Annotated in this window: 9 protein-coding genes and 2 pseudogenes; 4 read left to right on the forward strand and 7 right to left on the reverse strand. The window is 71.4% G+C overall.

Annotated elements, in window-relative coordinates; translation table 11 throughout:
- From FU792_RS05115 to FU792_RS05125, 3 genes are read left to right on the forward strand one after another with little or no spacing between them, the layout of a single operon-like run.
- Positions 1-3,480, forward strand: a complete 3,480-nt coding sequence (locus FU792_RS05115) for a TM0106 family RecB-like putative nuclease (protein ID WP_022924812.1) — start codon at positions 1-3, stop codon at positions 3,478-3,480.
- On the forward strand, positions 3,477-4,106 hold the full coding sequence (locus FU792_RS05120; RefSeq protein ID WP_022924811.1) for a class I SAM-dependent methyltransferase: 630 nt from the start codon (positions 3,477-3,479) through the stop codon (positions 4,104-4,106). Before FU792_RS05115 ends, FU792_RS05120 begins: the two co-directional genes overlap by 4 nt.
- Positions 4,099-5,037 carry a prenyltransferase gene (locus FU792_RS05125; protein ID WP_022924810.1) on the forward strand — a complete coding sequence of 313 codons (939 nt, stop codon included), beginning with the start codon at positions 4,099-4,101 and terminating at the stop codon, positions 5,035-5,037. Before FU792_RS05120 ends, FU792_RS05125 begins: the two co-directional genes overlap by 8 nt.
- A 489-nt stretch (positions 5,038-5,526) precedes the next feature.
- On the opposite strand, the pseudogene FU792_RS05135 reads toward FU792_RS05125, so the two are convergent.
- Together FU792_RS05135 and FU792_RS16660 are read right to left on the reverse strand one after the other, a co-directional pair.
- Positions 5,527-6,078, reverse strand: a pseudogene (locus FU792_RS05135) (AAA family ATPase); the annotation flags it as partial.
- Between the two features lie 355 nt (positions 6,079-6,433).
- Positions 6,434-6,583: a hypothetical protein gene (locus FU792_RS16660; protein WP_157609199.1), complete on the reverse strand. Its 150-nt coding sequence runs from the start codon at positions 6,581-6,583 to the stop codon at positions 6,434-6,436.
- Between the two features lie 994 nt (positions 6,584-7,577).
- On the opposite strand from FU792_RS16660, the gene FU792_RS17725 reads away from it, so the two are divergent.
- Positions 7,578-7,946, forward strand: coding sequence for a tyrosine-type recombinase/integrase (locus FU792_RS17725; protein WP_237740019.1), 369 nt, complete (start codon positions 7,578-7,580; stop codon positions 7,944-7,946).
- On the opposite strand, the gene glnA is transcribed toward FU792_RS17725, so the two are convergent.
- The 5 genes and pseudogenes from glnA to FU792_RS05170 all read right to left on the reverse strand — a co-directional run bounded on the left by glnA (position 7,868) and on the right by FU792_RS05170 (position 13,573).
- Positions 7,868-9,292: a type I glutamate--ammonia ligase gene (glnA, locus tag FU792_RS05150; RefSeq protein ID WP_149814588.1), complete on the reverse strand. Its 1,425-nt coding sequence runs from the start codon at positions 9,290-9,292 to the stop codon at positions 7,868-7,870. The genes FU792_RS17725 and glnA overlap by 79 nt on opposite strands.
- A 312-nt stretch (positions 9,293-9,604) precedes the next feature.
- The gene (locus FU792_RS05155; RefSeq protein WP_022924802.1) at positions 9,605-10,387 is read right to left on the reverse strand and encodes a DUF4191 domain-containing protein; all 783 of its coding nucleotides are present in this window, start codon (positions 10,385-10,387) and stop codon (positions 9,605-9,607) included.
- 5 nt (positions 10,388-10,392) lie between these two features.
- Positions 10,393-11,440, reverse strand: a pseudogene (gene lipA / locus FU792_RS05160) (lipoyl synthase).
- Between the two features lie 118 nt (positions 11,441-11,558).
- Positions 11,559-12,542, reverse strand: a complete 984-nt coding sequence (locus FU792_RS05165) for an ABC transporter permease subunit (RefSeq protein ID WP_022924800.1) — start codon at positions 12,540-12,542, stop codon at positions 11,559-11,561.
- The gene (locus FU792_RS05170) at positions 12,542-13,573 is read right to left on the reverse strand and encodes an ABC transporter ATP-binding protein (protein WP_052327805.1); all 1,032 of its coding nucleotides are present in this window, start codon (positions 13,571-13,573) and stop codon (positions 12,542-12,544) included. The genes FU792_RS05165 and FU792_RS05170 overlap by 1 nt, the downstream gene beginning before the upstream one ends.
- Positions 13,574-13,615 lie beyond the last annotated feature (42 nt).

Raw genomic sequence — 13,615 nt, forward strand, 5'->3', positions numbered from 1 at the left:
ATGTTCGCGCTCGACGGTCATCGGCTGGTGTGGAGCCCGTCCGACCTCGGGGCAGCGCTGGACTGCGAGTTCTCCTTCCTCCGCGGTCTCGACGCGCAGCTCGGGTGGGCCGAGCCGCCCGCCACCGCACCCGATCCCATGGGGGAGCACCTGGCCGCGCTCGGGCAGCGGCACGAGGACGAGCTGCTCGCGGCCTACCGGCAACAGGGCGAGGTGCTCGAGCTGGCGCGACCGCAGTGGCCCCCGACGCTCGTCGGGCTGCGGGAGTCGGCACAGGCCACCGTCCGGGCGCTGCAGGGCCCGGCCCGGACGCTGTCCCAGGCCTGCGTCTTCGACGGGGAGATGCTCGGCTTCGCCGACGTCGTGGAGCGGGTCGAGGACGGCTGGCGGGTGTGCGACGCCAAGCTGGCCCGCTCGGCATCGGCCCGGGCGCTGGTCCAGCTGGGTGCCTACGCCGAGCAGCTGCGCGGGCTGGGTGTGCCGACCTCGGCCACGGTCAGCCTGCTGCTGGGTTCGGGGGAGCGGCTCGACGTCGCGACCGCCGACGTCGCCGGGGTCTTCCGGGAGGTGCGCGCCCGCTTCCGCCGCCTGGTGCGCGGGCACGTCGCCGCGGGCGAACCCACGAGCTGGGAGCAGGGGAGGTATGCCGCGTGCGGGCGCTGCGAGGAGTGCCGGCGGGCGGTCGAGGAGCACCAGGACCTCCTCCTCGTCGCCGGGGTGCACGGCGTGCAGCGGGAGCAGCTGCGCGCCACCGGGCTGCGCACCGTCGCCGACCTCGCCCGGGCGACCGAGCGGCCGCCGGACATGCCTGCGGAGACCTTCGAGCGGCTGCGGGCCCAGGCGGCGCTGCAGGCGGGCACCCCACCCGGGGAGGCGGCATACGCCCTGCTCGGGACGGCCGCGACGACCCTGGCCCTGCTGCCGGCACCCAGCGAGGGCGACCTCTTCTTCGACTTCGAGGGCGACCCGCACCACCACGAGGGGGACCGCTCCCGGACCGGGTTGCAGTACCTCTGGGGGACGACCGACACGGCGGGCAGCTACACCGCGGTGTGGGCGCACTCGTTCGCCGAGGAGCGTGCGGCCTTCGTGGCGTTCGTGGACGACCTGGGTGCACGCCGTCTACGGTGGCCGGACCTGCACGTCTACCACTACGCGCCGTACGAGACGTCCGCGCTCAAGGCGATGGCCATGCGCTACCAGGTGCGTGAGGAGGAGCTCGACGTCCTGCTGCGCGCGGAGGTCTTCGTCGACCTGTATGCCGTCGTCCGCGGCTCGGTGATGACCTCGGCGCCGTCCTACAGCATCAAGGCGCTGGAGCCGCTCTACATGGGTGCCGAGCTGCGGTCCGAGGACGGCGTGGTCAGCGGCGACGCGTCCATCCTGGCCTACCACGAGTTCCGGCTCTGGGCGCAGGAGGACCCGGAGCGGGCCATGGAGCGGCTGGACGCGCTCGCCGACTACAACGCCTACGACTGCCGGTCGACCCTGGGGCTGCGCGACTGGCTGCTGGAGCGGGCGCAGGAGGCAGGTGTCCGTCACCTCGTCGTGCCGCGCGCCCTCGACGACGAGCCACGGGAGGCGGCGCAGGAGCAGGACGCCCTCATGGCGGCGCTGACCGCGCGCTCCGGGCCCGACACCCGGTCGCGCCGCTCCACGGCCGAGCAGGCCTACGCCATGCTGGCCACGGCGCTCGGCTACCACGCCCGGGAGGCCAAGCAGTTCTGGTGGGGGCACTACGACCGGTTGGGTCATCCGTTGGGGTCGTGGGCCCGTTCCCGCGACGTCTTCGCGGTCGAGTCCGCCGAGGTGGTGGCGGACTGGGAGCACCCGGGAGGCCGGGCCCGCTCGCTGCAGCGCACCGTCCGGCTGACCGGCGACTGGGGCCGGGGCAGCACGGTCCGTGACCGGGGCCAGCTGGTCTACCCCACGCCCGCACCGACCGGGTCCCGAGGCCCGGAGGGTGCGCCGTTCGCCGCGGCTGATCCGTCTGCGGTCGCGCCCGACCCGCACGACGCGCGCGTGCTGGTCGTGTCCGAGCGGCGCAAGGAGGCCGAGACGTTCGCCGACCTGCCGGTGGCGCTGGTGCCCGCGGCACCACCGGACGCGAGGCAGCTCGCCGAGGCCATCGCCCGGGTGGCGCAGGAGTCGGCACGAGCGCCCGACCTCCCGGCCGCACCCGCCCTCGATCTGCTGGCCCGTCGGCCCCCGCGGCTGCTCGGTCGGGAGGCGCTGCCGCACTCGGGTGACGTGGTCGAGGACGTCGTGTCGGCGCTGCTCGCGCTGGACCGCAGCTACCTCGCCATCCAGGGTCCGCCCGGCACCGGCAAGACCTACACCGGCTCGCTGGTGATCCGACGGCTCGTCGAGGAGCACGGCTGGCGGGTCGGGGTCGTGGCGCAGTCGCACGCGGTGGTGGAGAACGTCCTCGGCGGCGTCGTGGACGCCGGCCTGGACCCCGAGCTGGTCGGCAAGTCGAAGAACGAGACGCCCCACCGTCCCTGGGTCGACGTGACGGACAACGTCGGTGGCCGGGCGGCCTTCCTGGAGGACCACCGCGAGACCGGGTGCGTGCTCGGCGGGACGGCCTGGACGTTCTCCCACCCCGACCTGGTCCAGCCGGGTGGGCTGGACCTGCTCGTCGTGGACGAGGCCGGGCAGTTCGCCCTCGCGCCGACCATCGCGGTGGGCGCTGCGGCAGCCCGTCTGCTGCTGCTCGGCGACCCGCAGCAGCTGCCGCAGGTCAGCCAGGGCACGCACGCGGAGCCGGTGGACGAGTCGGCGCTGGGATGGCTGATGCATGGCGAGCCCACGCTGGACCCGGCGCACGGGTACTTCCTCGAGCAGACCTACCGCATGCACCCGGCGGTCACCGCGACCGTGTCGGAGCTGGCGTATGCCGGTCAGCTCGGGTCGGCGGCGCCGGCCGCTGCCCGGTCGCTCGACGGGGTCGAGCCCGGGCTGGAGGTCGTGCGGGTGGCTCACGCAGGCAACCGCACCGAGTCGCCGGAGGAGGCCGCCGAGGTCGTCCGCCAGGTGCGGGCCTACCTCGGCGCGACCTGGGAGGACCCGGCAGACCCTGCCACGCCCCGGCCGCTCGGTCCCGCTGACGTGCTGGTCGTGGCGCCCTACAACGCCCAGGTGGTGCTCATCCGCGGCGCGCTCGAGGAGGCCGGGCTCGACGGGGTCCGGGTCGGCACGGTCGACAAGTTCCAGGGCCAGGAGGCGGTGGTCGCGATCCTGTCCATGACCGCGTCCTCGGCGGCCGACGTGCCGCGCGGCATGGGCTTCCTCCTCAGCCGCAACCGGCTCAACGTGGCGATCTCCCGCGCGCGGTGGAGGGCGGTGCTCATCCGCTCCGAGGCCCTCACCGCCCACCTGCCCTCGAGCGCCGACGCGCTGCTGCAGCTCGGTGCCTTCGTCGCCCTGTGCGACGCCGGTGCCTCGCGCGCTGACGGCGACGGCGGGCGGGCCGGGTGAGCGTGGGGCGCTACGGACCCCTGACCGCACGCGCCTATGACCTGCTGTCCGGTGAGCCGGTCTATGTCGTGGGCCGACGCCTCGCGATCCCCGCGCTGGGGCTGCGGCCGGGTGAGCGCGTGCTGGACGTCGGCTGCGGGACCGGGCTCAACCTGTCTGCCCTCATGCACGACGTGGGTCCGACCGGGCTCGTGGTGGGGCTGGACCGCAGCGCCGCGATGCTCGGGCGGGCCGGCCGGCGTCGGACCAGGAGCCACGATGGTCGCCTGCGCCTCGTGGAGGGCGATATGACAGACCCGAGGGCGCTGGTGGAGGCGGCCGCAGGGCGCGCGTTCGACGCCGTGCTCTTCACCTACTCGCTGTCGCTCGCCCCCGACCCCGGCCCGGCGTGGCGCGCCGTCCGCGACGTGCTGCGGTCGGGGGCACGCGTCGGCGTGGTCGACATGGCCCGTCCCACCGGGAACGCGGCCTGGGCCTCGCCGCTCGCCCAGGCCGCGTGCTGGCTCGGCGGCGCCGACATCGACGCCCACCCGTGGACCGTCGTCGAGCCCGACTTGAGTGGCACGAGGTCCTGGAGCCGCTGGGGCGGGCACGTCCGGGTCTGCGTCGGGACCTGGGGTGGGTGAGGGGCGACGCCGTCGGCCGTGGGGCGGGCGGGGTGCCGCCGCGTTCCGGCTGAGCCGACCGGACCAGGTGCTGCTCGTCCTCGTGGTCGCGGCGGTCGGCTGGCTGGCCGGATCGAGGGGTGCGTCGACCGAGCAGGGATCGACGCTGGCCGGGGCCGGCGGTGCGCCCTGTGGTGCCGGGTTGGCGCCTCTCGGCGTCCTGACGGCGGCTGCCGGTGTGCTCGCCGTGGCGGTGAGCGTGCATGCCGTCAACGAGTTCGCGGACGCTGCCACCGACGCCCGCACCGTGCGGACACGCTTCTCCGGGGGCAGCGGCGCGCTCGCGGACCACGGGCTGCCCGCGGTCTTCGCCCTGCGGGTCGCTCTGGCTGCGGGCGGTGCCGCGGTGGTCGTGGTCGGGGTGGGGCTGGTGACCGGGTGGGTGAGCGGGCTCGTCGCGGTGCTCCTTCTCGTCGGGCTCGTCGGGGGATGGACCTACTCGGTGGGGCCCTGGCCCTGGTCGCGGCACGGCTGGGGCGAGGTGGTCAACGCGGTGCTCGGCGGCCTGCTGCTTCCGGCGACCGGGGCCGTGGTCGCCGGGGCGCCGCTCGGCTGGTCCGTGCGGGTCTTCGTGCCCTTCGCGCTGCTGACCTTCGTCAACCTGCTCGAGACCCAGTGGCCGGACCGCGAGGCCGACTGGTCCGTCGGCAAGCACACTCTCGCCTCCAGGCCGTCCGCGCCGGTGCTGCGACGCGCCGGCGCAGTGGCGATCCTCGCGGCATACCTGGTGAGCGTGGTCGTGCACCCCTGGCCGGTGGCAGCCGCCGGCCTGCTCGTCGCGCCGCTGTCGGTGTATGCCGTCGCCCGCCTCGGGCACGGCCCGCCCGGCCCGTCGGTCGCGGCCATGGTGCTCTTCCTGCTGCTGCACGGTGCCGCCTGGGTGCTCGCCTGAGCTCCCCCGACGGCTCCGTGATCGCACCCTGACCGCCTGACCCCACAACGAAGGATCACCTCGTACACCACTCTGCAGAACTCGACAGAGCCCGGACAGCTCAATCGGATGACGTGAGGCCCGGGATGTTCGCACCGGGCGGTTGCCTTGCAGTCCGCTCACGCAACCACCTAGTGGTGCCAGCAGCCATGCCCCGCGACTTGGGCGTCTGGTGCACGGGGACCACGATCAGCGAAGCCTCACCCTCCAGGGACCACTTGATGGCGTGATAGACCGCTGACAGCGACTCGGTGCTGTCCACGGCGACCAGCCCGGGCGCCACAAGCCGAGCCTCGTGCCACGGCCCCTCCAGGTCAGGCAGGTCCTCCGAGGTCCACGCGAGATACACAGTCATGCCTTCATCTTTCATGACATGTCAGGATTCTTCTTGGCGTGATGCCTCCGCGCCCGCGTGGCAGCCTGACGGCACACCGGCCGCCCGCACCCGGCTCATGTCCGCTCGAGCCGCCGCGAGAGGTAGGGTGCGGTCGCGCTGCCCTCGGCCCTCGCGATGTCGGCCGGCGCGCCGGTCGCGACAACCCGACCGCCGACGTCTCCTCCGCCCGGACCGAGATCGATGACCCAGTCCGCGGTGGCGATCGCGTCGAGGTCGTGCTCGACGAGGACCACCGTGTTGCCGGCGTCGACGAGCCGGTGCAGCTGGCGCAGCAGCAGAGCGATGTCTGCGGGGTGGAGTCCGGAGGTCGGCTCGTCGAGCAGGTAGAGGGCATGGCCGCGGTGAGCGCGCTGGAGCTCGGTGGCGAGCTTGATGCGCTGTGCCTCCCCGCCGCTGAGCTCGGTCGCCGGCTGTCCAAGTCGCAGATAGCCCAGACCCACCTCGCGAAGCGTCTGGAGGCTGCGTGCGGCGGCCGGTACGTCGGCCAGGAACGTGGCGGCGTCGTCGACGGACAGGTCGAGGACCTCCGCGATGCTCTTGCCGCGGTAGGTGATCTGGAGCGTCTCGGGGTTGTAGCGATCGCCGTGGCACGAAGAGGGCGTGGGCTTCGGTGTAGAGGCGGCCATCGTGCGTGCGGTCTGCCGTGTCGAGCGGCCTCACGTTGCGGTCCTCCAGGCCATGACGCGAGACGAGAAAGGCTTGCTGACGTATGAGCGGCTGTCTGCGGCGCTGCCCACATACTCGCTGGTGGCCCCCTCGCTCTTCGGTGAGCTGTAGGGCTGGGGGTTGGCGCAAGCTCCTGAGACGCTGCTCGTAGAGGATCCTGCCCACAACGGACTTATGGTGAGCGCGCTGGGTCGTGAGGTGCTAGACCGCTTCGTTGACGCGGGAGCGCGCGGGAGGAGTGGGCTTAGATTTGATCGCTCTACCGACGGTCCCGCGGACAGTCTTTCTCCAACGTCATCCGCAACGCGTGACGGCCTCGGTGTCCAGCTCGTCGCGCTTGACTTCGTGCGGCTGGACGGGCAGCCCGCCGACGTCCAGATGCTCGGTCAGGTCGACCAGCACGGGGTAGTCGCGGGTGGTCCAGGTGTCTCGGCTCTCGGTCATGGCCTCGACGGTATGCCCGCTCGTCACGAGTAGTCGTCTCGATCGAGGCTCGCCTCGAAGCAAGCAGGGCCGAGGTTGGTGTTCCATATGCGTCGCGGGCCAGTCGGGCGGAGACTGCCGAAACTACGACCCCCGGGGTTGTGCCAGGCCACCGTCTCGACGCGTGCAGAGCTAGGGTCGTCCGCACGCATGGCACAGAGCTCATCGAGGACTGGGACGAGGTCGGTGTCACGGGAGGCCAGGACCACTACGTCGACGTCTTCGCGCTGTGCCTCTCGGACGCATGCCAGGGCGACCATGACGTCGATGCCCTTCTCTTTGCCGGTGCCGATCGGAACCTTCTTGCCGTGGATGTCAAGAATGGCTTACCGCCCGCGCCTCGCTGGTGCTTGTACTTCAGGTCTCGAAGGGTCACCAGGGCGCCAGCATCGACCCAGCTGTCGCGTTGTGCCTGGCACCGGCGGTGCTGATCCGTGTCGTGGTCTACGTGAGGTAGCCCTCGGAATACAGCACGCGGCTCGCTGCGGCGTGAGGGTGCCCCTCTCGCTGCCGCCGGTTTCGCTCCTGCATGGCTCGCTTGGCGAACAGGACGGGGTGTATGAGGTGCGAGGTGTGGGTCCTGGCCAGGCCGGAAGACGTCACGGGCAGTGAGGTGGACGTTCTGATAGTCCAGCACGACCGAGGCTCGCAGCTGCTCCATTGCGACTCCTGGGGATAGAAAAAGCCCCGCGAATCCCGAAGGACGGCGGGGAGCAATACACATGAGGTTACAGCCGGAGGGTCGGATGTCCAACAGGGGACAGGGTCACGAATGCGTAACGTTCGTCACAGTACATGTGTTCGCTTCCTGCTCGACGATCTGCTTCTCGTGCTTTCGTAGTGCCCACCATCGGGCGACGCGGCGGGCCTCGGCTTCCTGGCGCTACTGGACCAACTCGGCCAGCCTGTCGGCCCCTGGCAGGTCGAGCGCGCCGTGCTCGCGGCTCGCGAGCAGGTGGACGGACTGCCGGAGGGGTTCAGATTCCACGACCTGCGGCACTACTTCGCGTCCATGCTCATCGCGTCCGGGCTCGACGTGAAGGTGGTGCAGACGCGGCTGCGGCACGCTTCGGCCAGGACCACCGCTCGACGTCTACGGCCACCTCATGCCCGACTCGGACGACACCTCACGGGCAGCCGTCTCGGCCGTGCTCGGGCAGCGTGCGGCTTCCGGCTAGCACGGACACTTTCATGGAAACATCGAGGCCCTGACCAGCGTTTGTGCTGGTCAGGGCCTCTCTCCGATCAGATGTCGAAGTACAGCTCGAACTCGTGCGGGTGCGGACGCAGGCGCATCGGCGTGATCTCGTTGGCCCGCTTGTAGTCGACCCAGGCGCCGAGCAGGTCCTCGGTGAAGACCTCGCCCTCGGTGAGGAAGGCGTGGTCGTCCTCGAGCGCGTCGAGCACCTCCGGCAGCGACGTCGGCAGCTGCGCGATGTCGGCCAAGTCCTCCGGCGGCAGCTCGTAGAGGTCCTTGTCGACCGGCTCCGGCGGCTCGATGCGGTTCTTGATCCCGTCCAGGCCGGCCATCAGCTGGGCGGAGAAGGCCAGGTAGGGGTTCGCCGACGGGTCCGGCACGCGGTACTCCACGCGCTTGGCCTTGGCCGAGGACCCGGTGATCGGGATGCGGACGCAGGCCGACCGGTTCCGGGCCGAGTAGACCAGGTTGATCGGCGCCTCGAAGCCGGGCACCAGGCGGTGGTAGGAGTTCAGCGACGGGTTGGTGAAGGCCAGCAGTGCCGGGCCGTGCTGCAGCAGACCACCGATGTACCACCGGGCGATGTCGGACAGGCCGCCGTAGCCGTTCTCGTCGTAGAACAGCGGCTCGCCGTCCTTCCACAGGCTCTGGTGGGTGTGCATCCCCGAGCCGTTGTCACCGAAGAGCGGCTTGGGCATGAAGGTCGCGGTCTTGCCGGCGGCCCAGGCGCTGTTCTTGATGACGTACTTGAACTTCATCATGTCGTCGCCGGAGTGGAGCAGGGTGTTGAACTTGTAGTTGATCTCCTGCTGCCCGGCAGTGCCGACCTCGTGGTGCGCGCGCTCGACGTCGAGCCCCACGGTCGCCAGGTCTAGCACCATCCGGTCGCGGATGTCGGCGAAGTGGTCCACCGGCGGCACCGGGAAGTAGCCCCCCTTGAAGCGGGGCTTGTAACCGCGGTTGCCGCCGTCCTCCGAGCGACCGGTGTTCCACGCCGCCTCGATCGAGTCGATGTGGTAGTAACCTCCGCTCGGCCCGGTCGCGAAGCGCACGTCGTCGAAGACGTAGAACTCCGCCTCGGCGCCGAAGAAGGCGGTGTCCGCGATGCCGGTCGAGGCCAGGTGCTCCTCCGCCTTGCGCGCGATCTGCCGCGGGTCGCGCTCGTAGGGCTCGTCGGTGAAAGGGTCGACGATCGAGAAGTTCATGATGAGCGTCTTCTCGGCGCGGAACTGGTCCACGTATGCCGTCTGCGGGTCCGGGATGAGCTTCATGTCCGACTCGTGGATCGACTTGAAGCCGCGGATCGAGGACCCGTCGAACATCTGGCCGGTGTCGAACGCGTCCTGGTCGAAGCTCCCCGCCGGGACGTTGAAGTGCTGCATCACACCGGGCAGGTCGCAGAACCTGACGTCGATGAACTTGACGTCCTCGTCCTTGATGTAGGCGAGCACCTCATCGGCATTGCTGAACATTCCAGTTCCTCCTGTCGCGGACCAGGCGATGGCTCGGGGTTCGGGTCCGGTAGGAACAACCTACGTGCAGGCGGTTTCCGCGGGGTCACTCGGGTGTTACGCCCGTGTTACACCCCGGTATGCCTGTGCGTGCGCTCGTGCGTCAGCGCCCGTTCCTTTCTGGCCGCTTCCTGCTCGCGCCCGGTGCGGGCGGGCACGACGTGCCGGTGGGACCGTGCGCTCGTGCGTCAGCGCCCCGTTCCTTTCTGGCCGCTTCCTGCTCGCGCCCGGTGCGGGCGGCACTGCGTGCCGGTGGGACCGTGCGCTCGTGCGTCAGCGCCCGCGAAGCGCGCGGCGGCTCGCACGCGGCGGCCGCGTCGGGTCCATGCCCGCCGGGACCGCCGGCTTGTTGCGGTTGCCCAGCGCCTTCATGCGCTGCTGCACGACGAGCGCCTCGTCGTTGGTGAGCGCCTTGTCGAAGCGCTTGATGGTCTTGACCACCGAGCGCAGCGGGGTCTGCCCCTCGCCGTTGCCCACCGTGATGGTGTGCACCGGCACCTCGCCCCCGACCACCCGGGCCACCTTGCGCTCCTCGGCCTTGACCAGCCGCTGTGCGGAGCCCCGTGGCCCCTCGGAGATGAGGACGACGCCGGGGCGGCCGACCGCGCGGAAGACCATCGCCGCGTTGTTGAGGTCGCGCATACCGCGCACCTGGCCGCCCGCCTCGGCGGCCACCGGCTCCTGGTCGTAGTACCACCCGCGGCGCAGCTGCTGCAGCACCGCCGCGGACGCGCCGGGCTGACCCTCGATCTGGGTGAAGGCGGCGCGCTCAGCGCGACGGCCGAGGATGACGACAGCCGCGAGCAGCGCCAGCGGCACACCGATGATCATGAGGTAGACCACCTGGTCCAGCCACAGCCCGACGAGCAGTGCCACGACGAGCACCGCGAGCGCGGCGAGCACCATCCACCACACGGCCGACGGGTCGGCCTTGCGGGTCATCGAGAAGACCTGGCGCACCTGCGCCAAGCGACCGGGCTTGTTCGGGTCCTTCGGCTTGCGGTTGCGGCCGAAGCGGCGCTTCTTCGGCTCGGGCTCGGTGGTGGCGCTCGACATGGGGATCAGGATACGCGGGCGGTGGCCAGCTTCTGCTCCGCCGCGGCGACGAGCGAGGCCGCCTCCTGCCGGGCCGGGACGTCGGCCTCGGCCTGCTGCCGCAGGTGCGACAGGTGCTCGGGCACCTCCCTGCCCCAGCGGCGCATGGCCTGCGCGTAGAGCTTGCCGGCGCGGTAGGAGCTGCGCACCAGCGGCCCGGCCATGACGCCCTTGAAGCCGATTTCCTCGGCGCGCTCGGACCAGTGCACGAACTCCTGCGGCTTGACCCAACGGTCGATGGGGTGGTGCAGCTTGGAGGGGCGGAGATACTGCGTGATCGTGAGGATGTCGCAGCCCGCGTCGTGCAGGTCCTGCATCGCCTGGTCGATCTCCTCCTCGGTCTCGCCCATGCCGAGGATGAGGTTGGACTTGGTCACCAGCTCGTTGTCGCGCGCCATCGACAACACCCGCAGCGACTTGTCGTAGGTGAAGGCCGGGCGGATCTTCCTGAAGATGCGCGGCACCGTCTCCAGGTTGTGCGCGAAGACCTCCGGCCGGGCGTCGAAGACCTGCTGCACCAGCTCGGGCACGGCACCGAAGTCCGGGGGGAGGATCTCCACGCCGGTGGTCGGGTTGAGCTCGTGCACCTTCCGGATGACCTCGGCATACAACCAGGCCGCGCCGTCCTTCTGGTCGTCCCGGGCGACGCCGGTGATGGTGGCGTAGCGCAGCTCCATCGTCCGGATCGACTCGGCGACCTTGCGCGGCTCGTCCAGGTCCAGCGGCAGCGGGCGGCCGGTCGAGATGTCGCAGAAGTCGCACCGCCGGGTGCAGATGTCGCCCCCGATGAGGAAGGTGGCCTCGCGGTCCTCCCAGCACTCGAAGATGTTGGGACAGCCCGCCTCCTGGCAGACCGTGTGCAGCCCACCCTTCTTCACCATGGAGTGCAGCTCCTGGTACTCCGGCCCCATCTTGGCGGTGGTGCGGATCCACTCCGGCTTGCGCTCGATCGGGGTCTCCGCGTTGCGCGCCTCCACGCGCAGCAGGGCGACGGCCCTCCGGTGCGACGGTCACAGGTGCTCCCTCGTTGTCGATGCGTGTGGCCTGGTCTCGGTCCAACGCTGCACCACTCCAGGGTATGCCCGGTCCCACCCGTCGCGGACGCCGCCCCGGGGGAGGCCGGTTCAGGTCGTCAGTCGATGTCGGAGCGCAGGAAGCGCAGCAGACCCAGCCCCAGGACGACCACGAGGACGACCGAGAGAGTGAGGACGCCCTGCCCCAGGCTGAGCTGCTGCGTCACCTCGCGGCATCCCTCGACCTCCCGGCAGTTGGTGTAGGTGATCCACTCGACCCCGTCGCGCACGACCGCCTCGACGTTGCGCCCGACGGAGAAGCGGCTGATGCCGGGCAGCAGGCTGCTCAGCAACCCCTCGACCACCATGAGGTAGCCCACCAGGAGCCCGATGACCAGGGCGCTGTGCCGCAGGACGAAGGCGGCGGCCGCGCCGAGGGCCCCGGCGGCCAGACCGAGACCCAGGATGCGCACCGACATCCAGAACGAGGGCAGGACGCCGTCGGCCAGGATGCTCGGGTCGTTGCCGGTGAGGCGGTAGACCGCCGGGACGCCCAGGACCAGCGCGACCAGGCATACCGCGACGACCGGCACCGACAGCAGGGCACCGGCGAGGACCTTGGCGCCGAAGACCGGGGCCCGGCGGGGGACGAAGGTGAGGAAGGACCCCATGGTGCGGTGACCGAACTCGGCGGCCACGCCGGTCGACCCGACGGCCAGAGCGAGCAGCAGCAGCGGGTAGACGGCGATGGCGAGCAGCTCGGTGTATTGCTCCCCGACGGGCGGGAGCTCGCCGTACCACTGCTCCGCCGAAGGCGCCTCCATCTGGTCGCAGCCCCAGTCCACGCTCGCGTCCCCGGCGGCACGACGCTCGTCCTCCTGCCCCTGCAGGCACTCCTGCAGGTACTGCTCACCGTTCTCCTCCCAGTCCGCGATGGCCTGCTCCAGCGCCACGTCGGCGCCCGCCCGGGCCTGCGCGATCTGCCGCGCCTGGCCGTGCACGCCGATGAGGGCGATCACGGAGATGATCACCGCGGCCAGGACCGCCAGCGCGGGGATACGACGCCACAGCAGGCGCCGCACCTCGACGACCGTGAGCCGCATCACGCCGCTCCTCCCCGCTCGTCCCTGGTGCTGGCGAGCGCATCGTCCCCGGTCAGCTCGAGGAAGATCTGCTCCAACCCGCGACGGCTCGGCACGAGCCGCTCGACCCACAGCCCCTGGCCGGCCAGCAGCCGGGTGATCTCGGCCGGCTGGGCGCCGGTGACGGTGAGCAGACCGGACTCCTGCGAGCCGTCGGCCCGGGCCAGCGCCTCGGCGGCGTCCTCGCCCTGCGGGAGCGCCCGCCAGTCCACGGTGAAGCCGGCGTCACGCAGGAGGCGGGCGGCGGCGCCGGGGTGTCTCACCCCGACCTCGACGCTCTCCCCGCCCCCGCCGATCAGTCCGGCCACCGAGCCCTGCGCCAGCACCCGGCCACGCCCGATGATGGTGACCGTGTCGGCGATCTGCTCGACCTCGGACAGGATGTGGCTGCTCACGAGCACGGTGCGGCCCTCGTCGGCGAGGCGGCGCATGGTCCGGCGGATCTCGTGGATGCCCGCCGGGTCCAGCCCGTTGGTGGGCTCGTCGAAGATGAGCAGGTCCGGCGACTTGAGCAGGGTGGCCGCGATGGCCAGCCGCTGCTTCATGCCCAGCGAGTAGGACGTGAAGGTGTCGCGCCCGCGGGAGCCCAGCCCGACCTCGTCGAGGACCTCACCGACCCGGCTCTGCGGGGTGCCGATGGCCTGGGCGAGCAGCGCCAGGTTGCGCGCCCCGGTGAACGTGGGGAAGAACTTCGGCGACTCGACGATGGCCCCCACCCGGTCGACCACCTGTGGCAGCTGCCGCGGCACCGGTGTGCCGAAGATCTGCACGTCGCCGCGGTCGGGCCGCACCAGCCCCAGCAGCATCCGGATGGTCGTGGTCTTGCCCGAGCCGTTCGGCCCGAGGAAGCCGTGCACCCCGCCCGCGGGCACGTCCATGTCCAGCCCGTGCACCGCCACCCGGCGTCCTCGCACGGTCCGGTAGGTCTTGCGCAGCCCACGGGTGGTCACCGCGGGGCCCTCGTCGGTGAGGGCGACGTGCGGCACGCTCAACAGCTGTCCTCCTGGCGTCGGTGGGCAGCCTCACGGCCGAAC

The organism is Serinicoccus marinus DSM 15273, assembly GCF_008386315.1.
GTDB classification, from domain to species: Bacteria; Actinomycetota; Actinomycetes; order Actinomycetales; family Dermatophilaceae; genus Ornithinicoccus; species Ornithinicoccus marinus.

Bases quoted from the DNA above. Each gene is read 5' to 3' on its own strand.
- FU792_RS05165 (WP_022924800.1), bottom strand. From the start codon at position 12,542: ATGCGGCTCACGGTCGTCGAGGTGCGGCGCCTGCTGTGGCGTCGTATC.
- FU792_RS05155 (WP_022924802.1), bottom strand. From the start codon at position 10,387: ATGTCGAGCGCCACCACCGAGCCCGAGCCGAAGAAGCGCCGCTTCGGC.
- FU792_RS05115 (WP_022924812.1), top strand. From the start codon at position 1: ATGTTCGCGCTCGACGGTCATCGGCTGGTGTGGAGCCCGTCCGACCTC.
- FU792_RS16660 (WP_157609199.1), bottom strand. From the start codon at position 6,583: ATGACCGAGAGCCGAGACACCTGGACCACCCGCGACTACCCCGTGCTG.
- glnA (WP_149814588.1), bottom strand. From the start codon at position 9,292: ATGTTCAGCAATGCCGATGAGGTGCTCGCCTACATCAAGGACGAGGAC.